Below are 21,561 nucleotides of genomic sequence, written 5' to 3'. Positions count from 1 at the left end.
GCCCGGCCGGGCTCCGCCGCGCCGCCGCAGGCTCAGTGCGGGCCGGACTGGCCGGCTCGCGCGGCCTGGCCGCTGGCCGGCCAGAACAGCGCCAACGGATTCGACAGCACGGTGCGGACGATCGCGGCGACGAGCGCACGCACCTTGGTCGGACGCAGGCTGCGCGAGCGCACGGCCATCGTGAACGCGAGCGCGAAGCTCACGAGCACATTGAGGATCGCCATGCTGAGCACGCCGGCGCCGGCCCACCACAGTTCCGGCGTACTCAGCGCATCCTTGCCCAGCACGCCGAGCGCAATCCCGATCGAACCGGCCGACAGCGTCACGTGCCGCACCTCGAACGGGAACATGAACACGGAGACGATCGCCGGAACGAGGCCGAGCATCAGGCCGAGGCCGACGTTCGCGACCACGCCGGCGACGTTCGACCGGCAGAAGTGCGCGAGCTTCGCGGCGCCGGCCGCGCCGAGCGTGATGCGCAGCCGGCGGTTGTACGTGAGCGCGTCGCCGACCCGGTGCAGCACGAACCAGTTGTCGGCCCAGCCCGCGAGCAGGCTCGACGCCCACAGCAGCACGCCCGTCAGCGCCGCATAGAGCGGCGTCGGGCCGAGCAGCGAGAACGAGTGCAGCGTCGCGTGCGCCTTCTCCGGCGAGATCAGGTTCGCGTGCAGCACGTTGCCCGCGAACAACTGCACGAGCAGGCACACGGGCAGCACGACGAGCACGTTGCCGGAAATCGCGGCCGCCTGCGTGCGGATCAGCGCGATCACCGACGAGACGAACGTCTTCACGCCTTCCTCGTGACCGGTGTCGTCGAGCTCGCGCGCGAGCGTCGGCGCGGTCATCGCGGGCTGCTTGGTCGCGAGCGTGAAGTGCAGGAAGTGCATCAGCATGAAGCTGGCCGCGTAGTTGATACCCGCGAGCAGCCCTTCGAGCATCGATTGCAGGTGCGCGCCCGTGATCGCGAACTTCACGCACACGGTCGCGACGGTGACGAGGCCGCCGCCCGCGGCCATCCGCAGCATCTTCAGGTACTCGGCGCGGCCGCGCGAGATGTAGTGCTCGCCGGTGTCCGCATTGGTCTCGACGAGCTTGCGCGCGAACAGCGAGAAGTTGCTGCGCACGAGGTGCGTCACGCTCTGGCTGTTCTGGTTCGCGTCGACGAGCTCGGCCGTCAGGCGCGCCATGCCGTGCAGGTCGTCGCGCGTCATCCACGCGTTCAGCAGCATTTCGGCGCGCAGGATGCGCATGCGCATCCGCTCGACCTGGAACACGATGTCGACCGACACGCCGTTGCGGTACAGGTGCGAGAACACTTCGTCGACGGCGATCCGGCATTCGTCGAGCAGCACGCGCAGGTAGTTCACTTCGTGCAGCAGCTTGCTCGGGTCGCCGCCGTCCTCGACGGCCGCGTGCGCGGTCTCGACCGCGAGCATCGCGCGCGTGAGGCGGTAGAACGGCTGGGTTTCGAGCGGCTTGCGCGCGTCGTCGTCGGACAGCCGGCTGCGCACCGTCTGCGACAGGCCGGTCGAGCTGATCTGGCAGGTGAGGTTGTGCAGCGCGGCCAGCAGGTCGCGCGAGAACGAGCCCGGCTCGTGGCGCTCTTCGTCGGTGACGTCGAACGAGACCAGGTCGGCGAGGCGTGTGAGGAGGTCGTCGGGCAGCGCGTCGATCCACTTCGCGTCCTCGGGCGCCGGGAACATCAGCGTGAAGAGCGCCGACAGCTCGCGGCGGTTCGGCGCGGGCGGGATCAGCGACGAATCGATCCGCTCGAACAGCGCGCCGAAGAAGCCCGAATGGACCGGCATGCCGGCGTCGCACAGCAGCGAGATGCCGTCGCACTCGCGCAGGACGCCGCGCAGGATGCGCGCGGCGTGCGCTTTCCATGCAGGGTTGCGATCGAGCATGTGGAGCAGGTAGCGCAGCCGCGCATGGGCCGGATACGCGCGCGCATCGGCGTCGCGATCGGCCGGCGCATCCTGCGCGGCCTGCATCGTGCCGTTGCGGCGCAGCCAGTGCGCGAGCTCGATCAGCCATTCGCTGCGCTCGGCGTACGACGCGTCGGCATCGGCGTGCGCGAGCAGCGCATCGAGCTGGTGACCGGCATTGCGCGACGCGCGCCACTTCTTGATCAGGGTCGTCAGGGAACGAAACATAAATGGAATGGCGAAAGCCCTGGACGGGCGGGTTCGGGATGCCGGCCGGGGAAACGGCGCGGCGCCGGGGAGAACGGGTGAGACGGAGCCGGTTGCCGGACGATGCGCGGCGACCCGCGATGAGGCTGCGCCGCGGCGGGGCACGCCGATCGCGTGCAGGCACCGGGAGGCACGGCGGTCGGGCGGAACGCGGCCCGGCGTCGCCGGCAGGCGCGCACGACGCGCGGCGCGAGCCTGAAAGTGCGTAGGATCGTCAATCGGGCCGGAAAACGCAAGCCGACCGCGTCGGATGACGCCGGTTCCGGCCGACTTTGACAAACAATGTAAATGGCCGAGCGGCCGATGAACGCGGTGCGAGGCCCGGTTGCGGCCGGGTCATGCCGACGGCTGCCGGAGATCGCCGGCGGATGCGCCGGCCCGGACGAAGCCTTGCAGGCGAACGCATCGGGCGTTCGCCTGTGCGCCGCCCGCTTATGCGCCTGACTTGCCCGTTGCGCCGGCGTCGCCGCCCGACGCCGGGTTGGCCGGGCATGGCAGGACCGGCGCAGCGGCCGTCTTGCCGCCGGCCGACGGTGCCGCCGCGCCGCGGCGTGCGGCCATCGCGCGCACGCCGGCCGCGGCTTGCGTCGCAATCACGTCGAGCGCGCGCCGGTGGCCGGCGACGAGCGCGTCGTAGCCGTCGCCGATCGGTTCCGCGACGCTCGTGCGGCAGGTCATCACGGCCTGCGTGCCGAGCGAGCGCACGCTCCACACCGCATCGATTGCCGCACGCTTGGCCGGCCACGACTCGAAGCGTTGCACGTTCACACTGATGCGATACACGGGCACGCCGGGCGGGTACGCGGAATTCGCGACGTCGATCGTGCCGAGCTGCGCGGCGAGATCTTCCGACAGCGCGCGGCGGATCTCGTCGGCGGGCGGCGCGGCCCAGCGTTCCTGCTCGAGCACGTCGACCTGCGCGGCGTTCTTCTGCACGACCAGCTGGTTCTTCGCGACCTGCTCGGGCACGCCGACCGACGGCACCTCGATCAGGAACGCCGGGTTGGCCGGCGCGGTGCGCACCGGCGCCGCGGCGTCGGCCGGGCTGAGCGTGTAGAACCGCGCGGGCGGCGAGCTGCACGCGGCGAGCGCGAGTGCGGCGAAGGCCGCCGCCGCGCCGCTCGCGAAACCGTTCACGCGTGTCGTCATTGCTTATCTCCTGGCTTGCCCTTGAGCAGCGATTCGGGGTGACGCTCCAGATAGTCGGCGAGCGCGTTCAGCGACTGCAGCGTGCGCGTGAGTTCCTTCAGCGCGCCGCGCACGTCGGACTGCAGCGGCGAATCCTGCTGCAGCGTCGCTTCGGCGGTCGAGAAGGTCTGCTTCGCGGCCGACAGCGTGTCGCGCGCTTCCGGCGCGACCTGCGTGTCGAGCTGCTTGAACAGCTTGTCGGCGTTCGACAGCGCGCTGTTCAGGTTCGCGCCGATCTGGTCGAACGGCACCTTGTCGAGCTTCTTCGCGATGTCGGCGACCTGCAGCTGCAGCTCGTCGAGCGTGTTCGGCACGGTCGGCAGCTCGAGCGGCTGGCGCAACGTGTCGATCTTCACGACCGGCGCCTTCGGGAAGAAGTCGAGCGCGACGTACAACTGGCTCGTCAGCAGGTTGCCGGTACGCAACTGGCCGCGCAGCCCGTGCTGGACGAGCCGCTCGACGATCTCGCGGCGGGCCGGTTCGCCCTTGCTCTCGATCGTCTCGCGGAAGCGGCGGCCGAGGCGTTCCGGATACACGTTCATCGTCACCGGCATCAGGAAGGTCTTCGTCTTCGGATCGAAGTCGATGCCGATGTTCGTCACTTCGCCGAGCACGATGCCGCGGAAGTCGACCGTCGCGCCGACGGCCAGCCCGCGCAGCGACTGGTTGAAGTTCATCACGACCTGCAGCGGCTGGCCGTCCGGGTCGCGCATCGCGTCGCCCTCGTCGGAGGCCAGGCGGAACGTCGTGTTGTTCGGCGCCGTCGCGCCGCTGCCCTGGTTCGGCGGGGTCTGGAACGCGATGCCGCCGAGGATCACCGTCGCGAGCGACTGCGTGTTCAGCTTCAGGCCGCTCGAATCGAGCCGCAGGTCGACGCCGCTCGCCTGCCACCAGCGCGAGTTCACGCCGACATACTGGTTGTACGGCGCATTGACGAACACGTTGAACGTGACGCCCGTGCCGTCCTTGTCGAGCGAGAAGCCGACCACCTGGCCGACCTGCACGCGGCGGTAGTAGACCGGCGAGCCGATGTCGACCGAGCCGAGCGAATCGCCGCGCAGCACGTATTGCGTGCCCTTCTGGTCGCCCGTGACGGCGGGCGGCGTCTCGAGGCCCGTGAAGTCGGTGAGCGTATCCTGCCCGTGGCCGGCGTCGACGCCGATATACGCGCCGGACAACAGTGTGCCGAGCCCCGACACGCCGGTCGCGCCGATCCGCGGCCGCACGATCCAGAAGCGCGAGCCCTGGACCGCGAAGTCCTCGGCTTCCTTCTTGAGCTGCACCTGGACGAGCACGCGCGACAGGTCTTTCGACAGCTTGATCGTCTTGACCGTGCCGATCTCGACGTCCTTGTACTTGACCTGGGTCTTGCCGGGCTCGAGCCCTTCGGCGCTGTGGAAGCTGAGCGTGATTTCCGGGCCGCGCTCGCGCACGGACTTGATCACGAGGCCGATGCCGATCAGCGCGGCGATCAGCGGCACGAGCCAGACGAGCGACGGCAGCCAGCCGCTTTTCGTCGAGATCGTCGGATCGGGCGGCCGGGGCGCGTCGTGCTGCGGCCCTTGTGGACTATTCATGGTGTTTCCCTGAGGTTTCGACTGGATCCCAGATCAGGCGGGGATCGAACTGCATCGACGCGAGCATCGTCAGGAGCACGACCGAGCCGAACGCGAGTGCGCCGGGGCCGGCCGTGATGATGGCGAGCGAACGGAAATGGACGAGCGCGACGGTCAGCGTCACGACGAAGATGTCGAGCATCGACCAGCGGCCGATGCGCTCGACGATCCGGAACAGGCGCGTGCGCTGCAGCGGCCGCCACGTGGTGCGGCGCTGCGAACTGATCACGAGGATCAGCAGCGCGCCGAGCTTGAGCATCGGCACGAGGATGCTGGCGACGAACACGACGACCGCGAGCGGCCAGTCGCCCGAGGTCCAGAAATAGATGACGCCGCTCATGATCGTGTCTTCCTGCGCGCCGACGATCGACGATGTGCGCATGATCGGCAGCAGGTTCGCCGGGATATAGAGTATCGCGGCCGCGATCAGCAGCGCCCAGGTGCGCATGATGCTGTTCGGCGTACGGAAATGGAGCGTGCTGCCGCAGCGCGCGCAATGCGCATGCGGATGATCGATCGTCTGCACGAGCCCGCACGCATGGCAGCAGGCGTAGCCCTCGCGGGCCGCGGTCGGCGTCGTCATCGGCGGGGGGGCTGCGGCAGCGGCGCGGCGTCGTCGGGCTGCGCGGGCGTGCGGCCGGCGCGCAGGTCGTCGGCGATGTCCCACAGCGTGCGCGGATCGAACATCAGTACGACGGCCGTCATCAGCGTGAGCGCGCCGAACGCGAACAGCGCGGCGTCGGGCACGACGCGCGCGAGGCTCACCATCTTCACGATCGTCACGACGATGCCGAGCATGAACACCTCGATCATTCCCCACGGCCGCACGAGCTGGATCGTGCGCAGCACCAGGTTCAGGCCCGGCGGCACGACGCCGCGGCGTATCGGCAGCAGCACGTAAAGCAGCGCGGCCATCTCGACGAGCGGGAACAGCACGGTCGAGCAGAACACCATCACGCCGACGACTTCCATGCCCTGGTGCCAGAGCGAATCGATCGCGCCGATCAGCGTCGTCTGCACGCGGGTGCCGTTCAGGTCCATTTCGAGAATCGGGAACGTCTGCGCGATGACGAACGTCACCAGCGCCGCGACCGCGAGCGCGGTGATTCGCTCGATCTGCGTGGTGCTGTTGCGGTAGAGCAGCGCGTCGCAGCGCGGGCAGCGCGCGATTTCGCGGCCGCTCAGGCGCGGTTTATGCAACAGTGCGTCGCATTCGTGGCAGGCAATCAGGTCGTATCGTTGCATGGAGGAAGCAGTTGCGTGACGGCGGATGCGTGCGTCGACGGGGCCGGAACCCGCGCCAATCTTACCAAAAGGCCTTTTTCGGCGTGTCAACGATCGTATGTTCAGTGACCGGGCGGTAACATGACAGGAAGCGGTCAGCCGGCTGGCGCGCCTGTCCTCAGAGTCCGCGCGCATCAAAAGGTTGCGGTAGCATGGCGCCCTTGACAAGCGTCGGGCCATTCGCCGGCGCGGCCGTTCGCTGAACTGAGGGATCCAAGATGGCATCGAATTCGCTGCCGGCCAAGCCGGTACGTTATACGCAGACCGCGATCGCGCTGCACTGGCTGATCGCGCTGCTGATCGTCTGCGGCTTCGCGCTGGGCTGGGTGATGACGGACATTCCCGGCTTCACGCCGACGAAGCTGAAGTACTTCTCGTGGCACAAGTGGATCGGCGTGACGGTGTTCGCGCTGGCGGCCATCCGTGTGCTGTGGCGTGCGACCCACGCGGCACCGGCGCTGCCCGGCGGTACGCCGGCGTGGCAGCGTGCGGCGTCGCACGGCGTGCACATCCTGCTGTACGCGCTGATGCTGGTGATTCCGGTCACGGGCTACCTGTACAGCTCGGCGGCGAACATCCCGGTCGTCTATCTCGGCATCGTGCCGCTGCCGCGGCTGATCGACCCCGATCCGGTGCTCAAGGAAACCTTCAAGACGCTGCACGTGTCTTTGAATTACATTCTGCTTGCGCTCGTCTCGCTGCACGTGCTCGCGGCGCTCAAGCACCAGTTGTTGGACCGCGACGGCCTGCTGTCGCGGATGCTTCCCTTTGCCAAATGAAGGATCCCATGAAAGTGTCTTTCTCCCGCTCCATGCTGACCGCGTTCGCCGCGGTGTCACTTGTCGCGTCGGGCGCGGCGCTCGCCGATGTCGATCTCGCGAAGAGCAAGGTGTCCGCCGTGTCGAAGCAGATGAACGTGCCGACCGAAGGCGCGTTCAAGAAGTTTTCCGCGCAGGTGAAGTTCGACCCGGCGAAAGCCGCGCAGGGCAGCGCCCAGATGACGATCGACATCGCGAGCTTCGACCTCGGCGACAAGATGTACAACGACCAGGTCGCCGGCAAGGACTGGTTCGATGCGAAGACGTATCCGCAGGCGACGTTCGTGTCGTCGGCGATCGCGCCGGCGGGCGGCAACAAGTACAACGTGACCGGCAAGCTGACGATCAAGGGCAAGTCCGAGACCGTTACGGTGCCCGTCACGGTTGCGCAAAGCGGCGCGTCGCAGACGTTCGACGGCGTGCTGCCGATCAAGCGTTCGGCCTTCAACGTCGGCACCGGCGAATGGAAGGACACGTCGATCGTCGCGGACGAAGTGCAGATCAAGTTCCATCTCGTCGCCACGAAGTAAGCGGCGGGCTGTCGCCTCACCTGAATGCCGCGCGAGGGCGCGGCGCCGTTCCAAGGAGAAAGAGTTGAAAAAGCATCTGATGATCGCCGCGGGCGCACTGGCCGCTTCCCTGTCGTTCTCGGCGTTCGCCGACAGCGCAACGTACCAGTTCGACCCGAGCCACACGTACCCGAGCTTCGAGGCCGACCACTTCGGCGGCCTGTCGGTCTGGCGCGGCAAGTTCGACAAGTCGAGCGGCACCGTGACGCTCGACCGCGCGGCGAAGACGGGTACGGTCGACGTGACGACCGACATCGCGTCGATCCATACGGGCAGCGCGAAGCTCGACGAGCACCTGCAGACGGGCGAATTCTTCGACGCGACGAAGTTCCCGCAGGCGATCTACAAGGGCGCGATCAAGTTCGACGGCGACAAGCCGGTGTCGGTGGTCGGCAACCTGACGCTGCATGGCGTCACGAAGCCGGTCACGCTGAAGATCGATTCGTTCAAGTGCATGCCGCACCCGATGCTCAAGCGTGAAGTGTGCGGCGTCGACGCGGTCGGCGAATTCAGCCGCGACGATTTCGGCCTCGACTACGGCAAGCAGTACGGCTTCAAGATGAAGACGAAGCTGCTGATCACGGCCGAAGCGGTCAAGCAGCAGTAACGCGCCCGGCCGGGTCGGCGCGTTGCGCCGGCTCGTCGCGTGTGCCAACCGCCGCGCTCCCGTCACCGGGGGCGCGGCGGTTTTTTTTGCGCGCCTATAATCGCCCGAGCGCCGCGCGCGCGGCCGCCTGGAACACAGAACGTACAACGACCAAGGAGATCGCCGATGCATGCCGCCACGCAGCCCCGTTCCATAGCCTCGTCGCCGCGCGTGTGGCGCGCGGTGGTCGCCGCGTCGATCGGCAATGCGCTCGAGTGGTTCGATCTCGTCGTCTACGGCTTCTTCGCGGTGACGATCGCAAAGCTGTTCTTTCCGGCCGGCAACGACACCGTGTCGCTGCTGCTCACGCTCGGCACGTTCGGCGTGTCGTTCTTCATGCGGCCGCTCGGCGCGATCGTGCTCGGCGCGTATGCCGACCGTGCGGGCCGCAAGGCCGCGCTCACGCTGTCGATCCTGCTGATGATGGCCGGCACGCTGATCATCGCGGTGCTGCCGACCTACGGGACGATCGGCGTCGCCGCGCCGGTGATCCTCGTCGCCGCGCGGCTGATGCAGGGCTTCTCGGCCGGCGGCGAGTTCGGCAGCGCGACCGCGTTCCTCGCCGAACACGTGCCGGGCCGGCGCGGCTTCTTCGCGAGCTGGCAGGTCGCGAGCCAGGGGCTCACGACGCTGCTCGCCGCCGGCTTCGGCACCGTGCTGAACGCGCAGCTCACGGCCGCGCAGATGGCTTCGTGGGGCTGGCGCGTGCCGTTCTTCTTCGGGCTGCTGCTCGGGCCCGTCGCGTACTACATCCGCACGAAGGTCGACGAGACGCCCGAATTCCTCGCGGCCGAAGGCACCGCGAACCCGCTGCGCGACACGTTCGCGACGCACAAGGCGCGCCTGGTCGCCGCGATGGGTGCGGTCGTGCTCGGCACCGTCGCGACCTATCTCGTGCTGTTCATGCCGACTTACGGCGTGAAGCAGCTCGGCCTGGCGCCGTCCGCCGCGTTCGCGGCGATCCTCGTCGTCGGCGTGATCCAGATGGCGTTCGCGCCGCTCGTCGGCCACTGGTCGGATCGCTACGGCCGCGTGCGCGTGATGGTCGCGCCGGCCGTCGGCATTCTCGTGCTGATCTATCCGGCGTTCGCGTATCTGGTCGCGCATCCGGGCTTCGGCACGCTGATCGCGCTGCAGGTGCTGCTCGCGTTCCTGATGACGGGCTACTTCGCGGCGCTGCCGGGCCTCTTGTCCGAGGTGTTTCCGGTGCAGACGCGCACGACCGGGATGTCGCTTGCCTATAACGTCGCGGTGACGATCTTCGGCGGCTTCGGGCCGTTCATCATCGCGTGGCTGATCCGCGCGACCGGGATGAAGACCGCGCCGAGCTTCTACCTGATGTTCGCGGCCGTGCTGAGCCTCGCGGCGCTGATCGTGCTGCGCAAGCGGTTCGGGTTCCGCTGAAAGGGCGGGCGGCGCGTCAGTTGCCGCCGCGCTCGCACACGGGCTGCGCGGGCATCAGTTGCGCCGGTGCATCGATGGTCCGGACCGGGCGCCCCGCGAGCGCGGCGAGCGCCTGCTGAAGCTGCCAGTCGGCGGCCGTGCCGAATGCGCGCTGCGGCAGCGCCGCGCTCTTCGACGTATCGACCTTCTCGCGCACGCGCTGCTCGCGCAGTGCCTGCCGTTCCTTGCGCACCTGCGCGAACGGGTCGGGTGCCAGTTGGTCCGCATACGGTGCGCGGGGGAGATCGGCTTCCCGGTACCACAGCAGCACGCCGTCGACGTCGGAGTCGCCGCGCGGCGGCACGAGCCAGTCCGGCACGACGCCGTAGCCATCCATCGGGCAGCCGTTCGGCCGCAGGTTGCGCGCGAACGTGAAATTCAGGCGCGTGCCGTCGATCAGGTCGACGCCGGTCTGCGCGAGCCCCTTCCCGTAGGTCGGCATGCCGAGCAGTTTCGCGCGGCCGAGATCCTTCAGCGCCGCCGCGGTCGCTTCGGCGGCCGACGCGCTCTGTCCGTCGACGAGCACGACGAGCGGCACGGTGCGCCACCAGTCGTCGGCCTGCAGCGGTGCGAGCGGATCCTGACCGTGCATGACCGGCAGCGCGTAGTCGGGCCAGTTGGTCGTGTAGCGGCGGCGGTTGGCGTCGCCGCGCTCGACCGTCACCATCGCGGTGCGGTCGCGTCCCGCGAACAGCGCGGTGATGCCGATCGCCGCATTGAGCGCGCCGCCGCCGTTGATGCGCAGGTCGAGAATCATGCCTTTCGCCGGCGGGCCCGCGCGGCGCGCGGCCTGCACCGCGTCGATGTAGTCGCCGACCGCCGGTTCCGGAAAGTTCGACAGCCGCGTGTACAGGATGTCGCCGTCGAGCCGCTTCGCGATCGCCGGATGCGGCTTGACGATCGCGCGCACGGGCGCGAAGCTCAGCACCGCATGGTTCGGGCCGCGCTGCACCGTGAGCTTTAGCGGGACGCCCGCGTCGCCTTTCGCGAGTTTCACGAGCTCGCCGCTGTCGATGCCGACGACGCTTTTGTCGTTCATCGCGACGACGAGATCGTCCGGACGCACGCCGGCCTTCTCGGCGGGCGCATCGGGAATCACGTCGATGATGTGCAGCCCGTCGGGCCGCGTCTCGAACACGATCCCGATGCCCGGCGTGCCGTCGCGGGCACGCCGCTCGTCGTCGAGCTGCTCTTGCCGCTCCTTCGCGTTGAAGAAGCGCGCGTGCGGCAGCGTCTTCATGCCTTCGTGCACGGTGGCATCGAGCAGCGCGCCGATGTCGACGTCGGTCAGGTGCTGCTGCTTCAGTACTTCGACGGCCGCCTTCAGTTCGCAGAGTTGCGGTTCCCAGTCGGACGGGCAGGGCGACGGCGGTTGGGCGGCGGAAGGCGAAGCGGCGGGTGGAGCGGATGCCGGCTGGGCGCCGGCGGATGACGCGCGCGGCAGGAGCACGGCCGCGACGGTTGCGCAGACGGCGAGGCGACGAACGACACGCATGGAAGGCATCATCGGGACTGCACGTTCGGACGGGTGGCGAGGATGCTTGCCGGCCAGCGCGCGGCCGGCATGCAACGGGGCAGGGCGGTGACGATTGTAGCCGACGCCCGTGACGGTGCATGTCGGGCCGGCCGCGCGCCGCGCGGCAGCGGCCCGCGGATGAAAAAAAGGCCGGTCCGACAGGACCAGCCTTTTTGCGTTTGCCGAAACGGCGCGGCGCTTAAACCTGCGCGCCCGCGTTCGGATCGTCCGGATCGTGCGCGGTCTTCTTGTCCTTGATCAGGTCTTCGCGCTTGATGCCGAGCCACATCGCGAGCGAGCCCGCGACGAACACCGACGAGTAGATGCCGAACATGATGCCGACCGTCAGCGCGAGCGCGAAGTAGTGCAGCGTCGGGCCGCCGAAGAAGAACATCGACAGCACCATCATTTCCGTCGACGTGTGCGTGATGATCGTTCGCGACATCGTGGTCGTGATCGCGTGGTTGATCACTTCCTGCACGCTCATCTTGCGTTCGCGGCGGAACGTTTCGCGGATCCGGTCGAAGATGACGACCGACTCGTTGACCGAGTAGCCGAGCACCGCGAGGATCGCCGCGAGCACCGCCAGCGAGAACTCCCACTGGAAGAACGCGAAGAAGCCGAGAATGATCACGACGTCGTGCAGGTTGGCGATGATGCCGGCGACGGCATACTTCCATTCGAAGCGGAACGACAGGTAGATCACGATGCCGATCACGACGCACGCGAGCGCGAGCAGGCCGTCGGTCGCGAGCTCCCGGCCGACCTGCGGGCCGACGAACTCGACGCGCTGCAGCGTGACGTCCGGGCTCTGCGCCTTCAGCGCGCCCATCACCTGGTCGCTCTGCTGCGCGGACGTGAGGCCTTCCTTCAGCTGCAGGCGGATCAGCACGTTGCGCGACGTGCCGAAGTTCTGCACCTGCGCGTCGGCGTAGCCGAGCTTGCCGAGCGTCGCGCGCACCGGTTCGAGCTGCGCGGCCTGCTGGTACTGCACCTCGATCACCGTACCGCCGGTGAATTCGACGGACAGGTGCAGCCCGCGGTGGAACAGGAAGAACACGGCGGCGAGGAACGTGACCAGCGAGATCACGTTGAACACCAGCGCGTGCCGCATGAACGGAATGTCTTTACGGATGCGGAAAAATTCCATGGTCTGGTCTCCGGGGCCTTATTGGGTCGAGCCCGGTTTCTTCTGCGACACGCCTTGCTGCGCGCGGTTGCGCAGTTGCGGCTTGCCGGTGCGCGGCGCGTTGTCCTTCGCGGGCGCGGCGAGCTTCGCGGCGCGCGCGGTGTCGGTCGATTCGTCCGCATCGGTGAACGTTGCGGCGGCAGCGGCGCCTTCCGGCTTCCACACCTGGCCGATCGCGAGCGACTTCAGCTTCTTGCGGCCGCCGTACCAGAGGTTGACGATCCCGCGCGAGAAGAACACCGCGGAGAACATCGACGTCAGGATACCGAGGCAGTGCACGATCGCGAACGCGCGAACCGGGCCCGAGCCGAACGCGAGCAGCGCGAGGCCGGCGATCAGCGTCGTGACGTTCGAGTCGAGAATCGTCGCCCACGCGTGCGCGTAGCCGGCCTGGATCGCGAGCTGCGGCGGCTGGCCGGCGCGCAGTTCTTCACGCACACGCTCGTTGATCAGCACGTTCGAGTCGATCGCCATGCCGAGCGCGAGCGCGATGGCGGCGATGCCGGGCAGCGTCAGCGTCGCCTGCATCAGCGACAGCACGGCGACGAGCAGCAGCAGGTTCACCGACAGGCCGATCACCGAGACCACGCCGAACAGCATGTAATACGCGATCATGAACACGGCGATCGCGCAGAAGCCCCAGATCACCGAGTGGACGCCCATCTTGATGTTGTCGGCGCCGAGGCTCGGGCCGATCGTGCGTTCCTCGATGATGTCCATCGGAGCGGCGAGCGAACCGGCGCGCAGCAGCAGCGCGAGGTCGGCCGCGGCCTGCGGCGTCGGCTGGCCCGTGATCTGGAAGCGGTCGCCGAGTTCGGACTGGATCGTCGCGACCGTCAGCACTTCGCCCTTGCCCTTCTCGAACAGCACCATCGCCATCGGCTTGCCGATGTTGTCGCGCGACACCGTGCGCACCGAGCGCCCGCCCGCCGAGTCGAGGCGGATGTTGACCGACGGACGCTGGTGTTCGTCGAAGCCGGCCGACGCATCGATGATGCGGTCGCCCGTGAAGATCACGTCCTTCTTCAGCAGCACGGGCGCCTGGTTGCCCTGCGTGAACAGCTCCTCGCCCGGCGGCACGGGGTCGTTCGGGTTCGGGTGCGTGTTGATCGGGTCGGCGAGGCGCGCCTCGAGCGTCGCGGTGCGGCCGATGATGTCCTTCGCCTTCGCGGTGTCCTGCACGCCCGGCAGTTCGACGACGATGCGGTCGCTGCCCTGCTGCTGCAGGATCGGCTCCGACACGCCGAGTTCGTTCACGCGGTTGTGGAGCGTCGTCAGGTTCTGCTTGAGCGCGGCGTCCTCGACGGACTTCTGCACGGCCGGCGTGAACGTGCCGACGACTTGCGTGCCGCCGCCGCCGGGCTGGGTCGCCCATTGCAGTTCGGTGATCGACAGCGCGAGCACCTTGCGGGCGTCTTCCGCCGTCTGCGCATCGCTGAAGTTGACGACCACGGACTGGTCGACGCGGCTCACGCCGCCGTCGCGGATGTTCTTGTCGCGCAGCAGCGTGCGCGCATCGGAAGCGTCGGAGTCGAGCTTCTTCGTGAGCGCGCCCGTCATGTCGACCTGGAGCAGGAAGTGGACGCCGCCGCGCAGGTCGAGGCCGAGGTACATCGGCAGTGCGTGCAGTGCGGTCAGCCAGCGCGGCGACGCGCTCTGCAGGTTCAGTGCGACGACGTACTGCGGATCGTTCGGATCGGCGTTCAGCGACTTCTGCAGCAGGTCCTTGACGCGCAGCTGCGTATCGGTGTCCTTCAGGCGCACGCGGATGTTCGCGTTGGCCGCCGTGTTCTCGAAGGTGACGTCGTCCGGCGCGATCTGCGCGGATGCGAGCGCCGATTCGACCTGGGTCAGCGTGGTCGAGTCGAGCTTGACCGTGGCCTTGCCGCTCGACACCTGCACCGCCGGCGCTTCGCCGAAGAAGTTGGGCAATGTGTACAGAAGGCCGATGGCGAGCGCCACGACCATCACGACATATTTCCAGAGTGGATAACGATTCATGAGGGAGCCGAACGGGTGGTTGGCGTGAAAGCGTCGCGTCCGGCGCCGCGGCGGCCCGCTCTCTCAGGCGGGCACGGCGCGGGGAGCCGGACGCTCGGTGAAGGGCTTACAGCGACTTGATCGTGCCCTTCGGCAGAATGGTCGTGACTGCAGCCTTCTGCACGGTGATTTCAGTGCCTTCGGCGATTTCGACGCCGATGTAGCCTTCGGTGACCTTCGTCACCTTGCCGACGAGGCCGCCGCTCGTGACGACTTCGTCGCCCTTCGCCATGGCCGAGAGCATGTTGCGGTGCTCCTTCTGCCGCTTCATCTGCGGACGGATCATGATGAAGTAGAGCACGGCGAACATCAGGATGAGCGGCAGGAAGCTCATCAGGCTCGATTCGGCGCCACCGGCGCCTTGCGCGAAGGCATTGGAAATGAACGGCACGTTGGTCTCTCCGTAGGGGAAGATCGAAAAATAAGCCGGTTATTCTACCACCGGCCCCATGCGCAAACGGCTCGGCAAATGCGCTTTCGGATCAAGCTGTTAAAGCGCGAACCGACACCGTTACGACTTGTCTGGAAAGGCAATTGTAATATTCGGCGGCCGCAGTTGGCGTATGGAGCGTGTTATTTAGTACACGTCCTATGTGACGTGTCGCCGCGCGGGCAGCCGCGCGGGCCGCCTGCCGGTCAGTCGACGCCTCTCGCGCGATCCTCCGCGAAGCGCTGGCGGAACGCGTCGAATGTGTGGGTCTCGATCGCGTCGCGGATCTCGCTCATCAACTGCAGGTAGTAGTGCAGGTTGTGGATCGTGTTGAGCTGCGCGCCGAGGATTTCGCCGACGCGGTGCAGGTGATGCAGGTAGCCGCGCGAGAAGTTCTGGCACGTATAGCACGTGCAGCTCGCGTCGAGCGGCTTCAGCGAATTCTTGTGCGTCGCGTTGCGGATCTTCACGTCGCCGAAGCGCGTGAACAGCCAGCCGTTGCGCGCGTTGCGGGTCGGCATCACGCAGTCGAACATGTCGATGCCGTTCGCGACGCCCTCGACCAGATCCTCCGGCGTGCCGACGCCCATCAGGTAGTGCGGCTTGTTGGCCGGCAGCTTCGGGCCCACGTGCCGCAGCACGCGCATCATGTCTTCCTTCGGCTCGCCGACCGACAGCCCGCCGATCGCGAGGCCGTGGAAGCCGAGTTCCGACAGGCCCGCGAGCGATTCGTCGCGCAGGTCCTCGAACATCCCGCCCTGGACGATCCCGAACAGGGCATTCGGGTTGCCGAGCCGGTCGAACTCGTCGAGCGAGCGCTTCGCCCAGCGCAGCGACATGCGCATCGAGTCGGCCGCTTCCTTGTGCGTGGTCGGCACGCCGTTGGTCGCGTACGGCGTGCACTCGTCGAACTGCATCACGACGTCGGAGTTCAGCACCTTCTGGATCTGCATCGACACTTCCGGGGACAGGAACAGCTTGTCGCCGTTGATCGGCGACGCGAACGTGACGCCGTCCTCGGTGATCTTGCGCAGATCGCCGAGCGAGAACACCTGGAAGCCGCCCGAGTCGGTCAGGATCGGCTTGTTCCAGCCCATGAAGCCGTGCAGGCCGCCGTGCGCGTCGATCGTGTCGAGGCCCGGGCGCAGCCACAGGTGGAACGTGTTGCCGAGGATGATCTGGGCCTTGATTTCGTGCAGCTCGCGCGGCTGGATCGCCTTCACGGTGCCGTAGGTGCCGACCGGCATGAAGATCGGCGTCTCGACCACCCCGTGGTTGAGCTTCACACGGCCGCGGCGCGCATGGCCGTCGGTCGCCAGCAGTTCGAATTCGAGCCCGTTGGCGGGGCGGTCCTGCACGGGGGCGTTCGTATCGTGGGATGAACCTTCGGTCATCGCGTCATTCTCCTCGCTACCGGAGAACAGTCCGGCGCATGTTTGAAACGCCGCCGGGAACCCGGCGGCGGTGAAAAGCGGGTGCGCGCCATCGTAGAGCGCGCGCAGCGGAAAAACGGGGCACGGCTGCTGCGCTTACGCGCGCGGCGCCTCCGGCGTATCGCGCCGCGTGAGCAGCATCGCGTCGCCATAGCTGAAGAAGCGGTAGCGTTCGTCGATCGCATGCCGGTACGCGGCGCGGATCGTCTCGACGCCCGCGAACGCGGATACGAGCATCAGCAGCGTCGACTTCGGCAGGTGGAAGTTCGTGACGAGCCGGTCGACCACGCGGAAACGATAGCCGGGCGTGATGAAGATGTCGGTCTCGGCCTGCGTTGCCGCGAGCGGGCGGCCCGCTTCGTCGGCCGCGCGCGCGGCGGCTTCGAGCGCGCGCATCGACGTCGTACCGACCGCGATCACGTTGCCGCCGCGCGCGCGGGTCGCGGCGATCCGGTCGACGAGCGACTGCGGCAGGTCGTACCACTCGCTGTGCATCTTGTGCTCGGCGATGTTGTCGACGCGCACCGGCTGGAACGTGCCGGCGCCGACGTGCAGCGTCAGCGTCGCGCGTTCGACGCCCATCGCGTCGAGCTTGTCGAGCAGCGGCTTGTCGAAGTGCAACCCGGCCGTCGGCGCGGCGACCGCGCCCGGGTTGCTCGCGTAGACGGTCTGGTAGCGCGTCTCGTCGGTCGCGTCCGGATCGTGCTCGATATACGGCGGCAGCGGCAGGCGGCCGTACTGCTCGATCAGCACGAGGCACGGCTCGGGGAAGTGCAGCGTGAAGAACGGCTCGACCCGCTCGCCGACCGTCACGTCGAACGCATCGGCGAGACGCAGCGTCGTGCCGGCGCCCGGCGACTTGCTCGCGCGGATCTGCGCGAGTGCCGTGTGCGTGCCCGTCACGCGTTCGATCAGCACCTCGATCTTGCCGCCGCTGGCCTTCTGGCCGAAGAAACGCGCCTTCAGCACCTTGGTATCGTTGAAGACGAGCAGGTCGCCGGGCGCGATGCACGACGGCAGCTCGGCGAAACGGCGGTCGACGAAGCGCGCGGGCTCGACGGTGCGGTCGACCTCGAGCAGGCGGCTCGCGGTGCGATCGGGCAGCGCGGTTTGTGCAATCAGCTCGGGCGGCAGATTGAAATCGAAATCGGAAAGCGTGAACATGCGGGCTGGTTCGAAGCGGCCGGCGGGCGTCGCCGGCAGGGCGGAAACGCGTAAATGGGGCGCGCGAGCCGCTATGATGACGGGATGCGCGGCCTGGCCGGCGTCGTTCGTTCGGACGACGTGAAAGCCGCTATTGTACTTGCCTTGCGAAGCACCCAGACGATCCGATGCCTGTGTCACCACGTCGTTCCACCGCCGCCGTTGCCGATTCCGCCGATCCGTTCGACGCGGACGATGCCCCGTTACCCGCGCGAAGCGCGGGGGAGCCCGGCTCCCTGGAGCGTACCGCACCGCGCCGCGCCGGCCCGAAGCGCGGCGCCGACGGGCGGCTCGCGCAGCCGGCGGCCGCCGCGCCCGATGCCGAAGGCGCCGCTGCAAGTGACGAAGCGGGCGACGAAGCGGGCGCGGCCGGCACGAAGCGCAAGAAGAAGGCGGCCGCCGACAAACCCGTGAAGACCGTCGACAAGCTCGCGAAGCTCGGCCTCACGCGTTCGATCGATCTCGTGCTGCATCTGCCGATGCGTTACGAGGACGAAACCACGCTCACGCCGATCGGCGAGCTGCTGCCGGGCGGCGTCGCGCAGGCCGAAGGCGTCGTGTTCGACAACGAGGTCGCGTACCGGCCGCGCCGCCAGTTCGTCGTGAAGATCCAGGACGACGACGGCGAGCACCTCGTGCTGCGCTTCCTGAATTTTTACGGGTCACAGGTCAAGCAGATGGCCGTCGGCCAGCGGCTGCGCGTGCGCGGCGACGTGCGCGGCGGCTTCTTCGGGATGGAGATGGTGCATCCGGCCGTGCGCGTCGTCGAAGCCGATGCGCCGCTGCCGCAGGTGCTCACGCCCGTCTATCCGAGCACGGCCGGCGTATCGCAGGCCTATCTGCGCAAGGCGATCGAGAACGCGGTCGAGCGCACGCCGCTGCCCGAGCTGCTGCCGCCCGAGATCGAGCGCGATTACCTGAGGCCGCTCGACGTGCCGTCGCTCGAGCAGGCCGTGCGCATCCTGCACCACCCGCGCGTGGATTCCGACGAAGCCGCGCTGATGGACGGCTCGCATCCGGCGTGGACGCGCATCAAGTTCGAGGAGCTGCTCGCGCAGCAGCTGTCGCTCAAGCGTGCGCACGAGGAGCGCCGCACGCGTGCCGCGCCCGCGATGCCGCGCCGCACCGCGAGCGATGCCGATGCGCTGACGACCCGGCTCTACGCGGCGCTGCCGTTTACGCTGACGGGTGCGCAGGCGCGCGTCGTCGACGAGATCGCGCACGACTTGACGCTCGCGCACCCGATGCAGCGCCTGCTGCAGGGTGACGTCGGCAGCGGCAAGACGGTCGTCGCGGCACTGGCTGCCACGCAGGCGATCGACGCCGGCTACCAGGCCGCGCTGATGGCGCCCACCGAAATCCTTGCTGAACAGCACGCGCGCAAGCTGCGCGCATGGCTCGAGCCGCTCGGCGTCACGGTGGCGTGGCTCGCCGGCAGCCTGAAGGCGAAGGAGAAGCGCGCGGCGATCGAGGCGGCCGCGCTCGGCACCGCGCAGCTCGTGATCGGCACGCACGCGATCATCCAGGATACGGTCGAATTCGCGCGGCTCGGCCTCGTGATCGTCGACGAGCAGCACCGTTTCGGCGTCGAGCAGCGTCTCGCGCTGCGTGCGAAGGCCGCGAACGCGGCCAACGGCGCGCGCGATTTCCAGCCGCACCAGTTGATGATGTCGGCCACGCCGATTCCGCGCACGCTCGCGATGACGTACTACGCGGATCTCGAGGTCTCGACGATCGACGAGCTGCCGCCGGGCCGCACGCCCGTGCTGACGCGCCTCGTCGGCGACGCGCGGCGCGAGGAGGTGATCGCCCGCGTGCGCGAGGCCGCGCTGACCGGGCGCCAGGTGTACTGGGTGTGCCCGCTGATCGAGGAGAGCGAGACGCTGCAGCTTCAGACGGCCGTCGAGACTTACGAGACGCTGGCCACCGCGCTCCCCGAGCTGAAGGTCGGGCTCGTGCACGGCCGGCTGCCGCCGGCCGACAAGGCGGCCGTGATGGAGGCGTTCACGCGCAACGACGTGCAACTGCTCGTCGCGACGACCGTGATCGAGGTCGGGGTCGACGTGCCGAACGCGTCGCTGATGGTGATCGAGCACGCGGAGCGTTTCGGCCTCGCGCAGCTGCACCAGTTGCGCGGCCGTGTCGGGCGCGGCACCGCGGCGTCGGTGTGCGTGCTGCTGTACACGGGGCCGCTGTCGATTACCGGCCGCGAGCGGCTGAAGACGATGCGCGAGACGACCGACGGCTTCGAGATCGCGCGGCGCGACCTCGAAATCCGTGGCCCCGGCGAGTTCCTCGGCGCGCGCCAGTCGGGCGCGGCGATGCTGCGCTTTGCGAACCTCGAGACCGACGGCTGGCTGATCGACCCGGCCCGCGAGGCCGCGACGCGGCTGATCGCCGCGTACCCCGACGTCGTCACGCAGCATCTCGCGCGCTGGCTCGGTGCGCGGGAGCAGTATCTGAAGGCCTGATCCGTGGTTTGGGGCCGGATTTAAAACCACCGTTCGACGCATTCTGATACAGAGAAACTTGGCGAACCGGTGCCGGAGGGTGTATAAATTAAACCTATCGCCTGTATAACTCTGATTGACCCACAATGACGCTGACTGAATTGAAATACATCGTCGCGGTTGCGCGCGAACGGCATTTCGGCCGCGCGGCCGAAGCATGCTTCGTGAGCCAGCCGACGCTGTCGGTGGCGATCAAGAAGCTTGAAGACGAGCTCAACGTGCAGATTTTCGAGCGCGGCGCGAGCGAAGTGAGCGTGACGCCGATCGGCGACCAGATCGTCACACAGGCGCAGCGCGTGCTCGAGCAGACCTTCGCGATCAAGGAGATCGCGAAGCAGGGCAAGGACCCGCTGGTCGGCCCGTTCCGCCTCGGCGTGATCTACACGATCGGGCCGTACCTGCTGCCGACGCTCGTCAAGCAGATGATCCAGCGTGTTCCGCAGATGCCGCTGATGCTGCAGGAGAACTACACGCTGAAGCTGCTCGAACTGCTGAAGCAGGGCGAGATCGACGCCGCGATCATGGCGCTGCCGTTCCCGGAAACCGGCCTGATGGTGCGCCCGCTGTACGATGAACCGTTCGTCGTCGCGCTGCCGGCCGGCCATCCGTGGGAGAAGCGCGAGGAAATCGACGCCGCGGACCTGAAGCAGGAAACCATGCTGCTGCTGGGCAACGGCCACTGCTTCCGCGATCACGTGCTCGGCGTGTGCCCGGAGCTGATGCGCTTCTCGCAGACGGCCGACGGCATCCAGAAGACCTTCGAGGGTTCGTCGCTCGAGACGATCCGCCACATGGTCGCGAGCGGCGTCGGCATCACCGTGCTGCCGCGGATGTCGGTCGCCGAGATCGGCCCGCGCGCGAACGGCCCCGATGCCGAGCTGCTGTCGTACGTGCCGTTCAACGAGCCGGTACCCGATCGCCGCGTGGTGCTCGTGTGGCGCAAGAGCTTCACGCGGATGCCCGCGATCGACGCGATCAGCGACGCGATTTCCGCATGCAACCTGCCGGGCGTCGCGAAGCTCGACATGCCGGCGACGATGAACTGAACGGGCTGCCGCATGCGAGCGTGACAGCCCGATGAACGGGGTCTTGCGACCCCGTTTATTTTTCGCTATTGCATAGATAAAATTAATTAAATTCAAATAATCAATAGATTTAAATAGACTCGTCTACATGGATCGGTGTCGTGTCGACGTCCGGTCTGCACGCGGAATGCAAGCGTCAAAGGAGGATGTCATGATGCAGTCGGTATGGCAGCACGCGCAGCGGAACATCGCGTCGCGCAACGAGGTCGTCAATCGTGCCAGGGCTGCGGTCCGCAGCCTGCGTCCGATTGCGTTCGCGTACCTGGCGGACCGTGTGTATGGCGGATGAGCGCCGCCGCACGCCGGTCCTGTGTTTCCCCGATTCACCCGCCGTCAAGCGATGAGGGCGCATTGCATGTCCGAAAACCGGAAAACCGCCCGCATCGCCGGCGCCAT

General features: G+C 67.8%; 18 protein-coding genes. 7 read left to right on the top strand and 11 right to left on the bottom strand.

Annotated elements, in window-relative coordinates; translation table 11 throughout:
- Positions 1-32: 32 nt before the first annotated feature.
- The 5 genes from BFF94_RS19130 to BFF94_RS19110 all read right to left on the bottom strand — a co-directional run bounded on the left by BFF94_RS19130 (position 33) and on the right by BFF94_RS19110 (position 6,244).
- Positions 33-2,156 carry a site-specific recombinase gene (locus BFF94_RS19130; protein ID WP_128848940.1) on the bottom strand — a complete coding sequence of 708 codons (2,124 nt, stop codon included), beginning with the start codon at positions 2,154-2,156 and terminating at the stop codon, positions 33-35.
- A gap of 471 nt (positions 2,157-2,627) precedes the next feature.
- A complete protein-coding gene (locus BFF94_RS19125) occupies positions 2,628-3,344 on the bottom strand; it encodes a PqiC family protein (RefSeq protein WP_219139670.1) in 717 nt (238 codons plus the stop codon).
- Positions 3,341-4,960: a PqiB family protein gene (locus tag BFF94_RS19120; RefSeq protein WP_128848728.1), complete on the bottom strand. Its 1,620-nt coding sequence runs from the start codon at positions 4,958-4,960 to the stop codon at positions 3,341-3,343. Before BFF94_RS19120 ends, BFF94_RS19125 begins: the two co-directional genes overlap by 4 nt.
- Positions 4,953-5,582 carry a paraquat-inducible protein A gene (locus BFF94_RS19115; protein ID WP_128848725.1) on the bottom strand — a complete coding sequence of 210 codons (630 nt, stop codon included), beginning with the start codon at positions 5,580-5,582 and terminating at the stop codon, positions 4,953-4,955. The genes BFF94_RS19120 and BFF94_RS19115 overlap by 8 nt, the downstream gene beginning before the upstream one ends.
- Positions 5,579-6,244, bottom strand: a complete 666-nt coding sequence (locus tag BFF94_RS19110) for a paraquat-inducible protein A (protein WP_219139669.1) — start codon at positions 6,242-6,244, stop codon at positions 5,579-5,581. The genes BFF94_RS19115 and BFF94_RS19110 overlap by 4 nt, the downstream gene beginning before the upstream one ends.
- Before the next feature lie 257 nt (positions 6,245-6,501).
- On the opposite strand from BFF94_RS19110, the gene BFF94_RS19105 reads away from it, so the two are divergent.
- The 4 genes from BFF94_RS19105 (at position 6,502) to BFF94_RS19090 (ending at position 9,720) form a co-directional block, all read left to right on the top strand.
- Positions 6,502-7,062, top strand: coding sequence for a cytochrome b (locus tag BFF94_RS19105; RefSeq protein WP_128843131.1), 561 nt, complete (start codon positions 6,502-6,504; stop codon positions 7,060-7,062).
- Between the two features lie 8 nt (positions 7,063-7,070).
- Positions 7,071-7,631 (top strand): YceI family protein, encoded by a 561-nt coding sequence (locus BFF94_RS19100; protein WP_128843130.1) that lies wholly within the window; start codon positions 7,071-7,073, stop codon positions 7,629-7,631.
- 64 nt (positions 7,632-7,695) lie between these two features.
- Positions 7,696-8,277 (top strand): YceI family protein, encoded by a 582-nt coding sequence (locus BFF94_RS19095; RefSeq protein WP_128843129.1) that lies wholly within the window; start codon positions 7,696-7,698, stop codon positions 8,275-8,277.
- Positions 8,278-8,442: 165 nt separating this feature from the next.
- Positions 8,443-9,720 (top strand): MFS transporter, encoded by a 1,278-nt coding sequence (locus tag BFF94_RS19090; RefSeq protein WP_219139668.1) that lies wholly within the window; start codon positions 8,443-8,445, stop codon positions 9,718-9,720.
- A 16-nt stretch (positions 9,721-9,736) separates the two neighbouring features.
- On the opposite strand, the gene BFF94_RS19085 is transcribed toward BFF94_RS19090, so the two are convergent.
- The 6 genes from BFF94_RS19085 to queA all read right to left on the bottom strand — a co-directional run bounded on the left by BFF94_RS19085 (position 9,737) and on the right by queA (position 17,531).
- Positions 9,737-11,254, bottom strand: a complete 1,518-nt coding sequence (locus BFF94_RS19085; protein WP_201260388.1) for a S41 family peptidase — start codon at positions 11,252-11,254, stop codon at positions 9,737-9,739.
- Between the two features lie 220 nt (positions 11,255-11,474).
- Entirely contained in the window at positions 11,475-12,425 is a 951-nt protein-coding gene (gene secF / locus BFF94_RS19080; RefSeq protein ID WP_128843128.1) for a protein translocase subunit SecF, read from the bottom strand.
- An 18-nt stretch (positions 12,426-12,443) separates the two neighbouring features.
- Entirely contained in the window at positions 12,444-14,465 is a 2,022-nt protein-coding gene (secD, locus tag BFF94_RS19075; protein ID WP_128843127.1) for a protein translocase subunit SecD, read from the bottom strand.
- A 106-nt stretch (positions 14,466-14,571) separates the two neighbouring features.
- A complete protein-coding gene (gene yajC / locus BFF94_RS19070) occupies positions 14,572-14,895 on the bottom strand; it encodes a preprotein translocase subunit YajC (protein WP_048250795.1) in 324 nt (107 codons plus the stop codon).
- Positions 14,896-15,140: 245 nt separating this feature from the next.
- On the bottom strand, positions 15,141-16,328 hold the full coding sequence (tgt, locus tag BFF94_RS19065; RefSeq protein ID WP_128843126.1) for a tRNA guanosine(34) transglycosylase Tgt: 1,188 nt from the start codon (positions 16,326-16,328) through the stop codon (positions 15,141-15,143).
- Between the two features lie 135 nt (positions 16,329-16,463).
- The gene (gene queA / locus BFF94_RS19060) at positions 16,464-17,531 is read right to left on the bottom strand and encodes a tRNA preQ1(34) S-adenosylmethionine ribosyltransferase-isomerase QueA (RefSeq protein ID WP_128843125.1); all 1,068 of its coding nucleotides are present in this window, start codon (positions 17,529-17,531) and stop codon (positions 16,464-16,466) included.
- Between the two features lie 167 nt (positions 17,532-17,698).
- On the opposite strand from queA, the gene recG reads away from it, so the two are divergent.
- The 3 genes from recG (at position 17,699) to BFF94_RS19045 (ending at position 21,454) form a co-directional block, all read left to right on the top strand.
- The gene (gene recG, locus BFF94_RS19055) at positions 17,699-20,041 is read left to right on the top strand and encodes an ATP-dependent DNA helicase RecG (protein ID WP_219139667.1); all 2,343 of its coding nucleotides are present in this window, start codon (positions 17,699-17,701) and stop codon (positions 20,039-20,041) included.
- Positions 20,042-20,166: 125 nt separating this feature from the next.
- Positions 20,167-21,126: a LysR substrate-binding domain-containing protein gene (locus BFF94_RS19050; RefSeq protein WP_219139666.1), complete on the top strand. Its 960-nt coding sequence runs from the start codon at positions 20,167-20,169 to the stop codon at positions 21,124-21,126.
- A gap of 190 nt (positions 21,127-21,316) precedes the next feature.
- Positions 21,317-21,454 carry a hypothetical protein gene (locus BFF94_RS19045; RefSeq protein ID WP_164497753.1) on the top strand — a complete coding sequence of 46 codons (138 nt, stop codon included), beginning with the start codon at positions 21,317-21,319 and terminating at the stop codon, positions 21,452-21,454.
- The last annotated feature ends 107 nt before the right edge of the window (positions 21,455-21,561 follow it).

It is taken from the genome of Burkholderia catarinensis (assembly GCF_001883705.2).
Classification (GTDB): Bacteria; Pseudomonadota; Gammaproteobacteria; order Burkholderiales; family Burkholderiaceae; genus Burkholderia; species Burkholderia catarinensis.
Note: the sequence above shows the minus strand (reverse complement) of the source record. Positions and strands in the feature narration are given on the sequence as shown.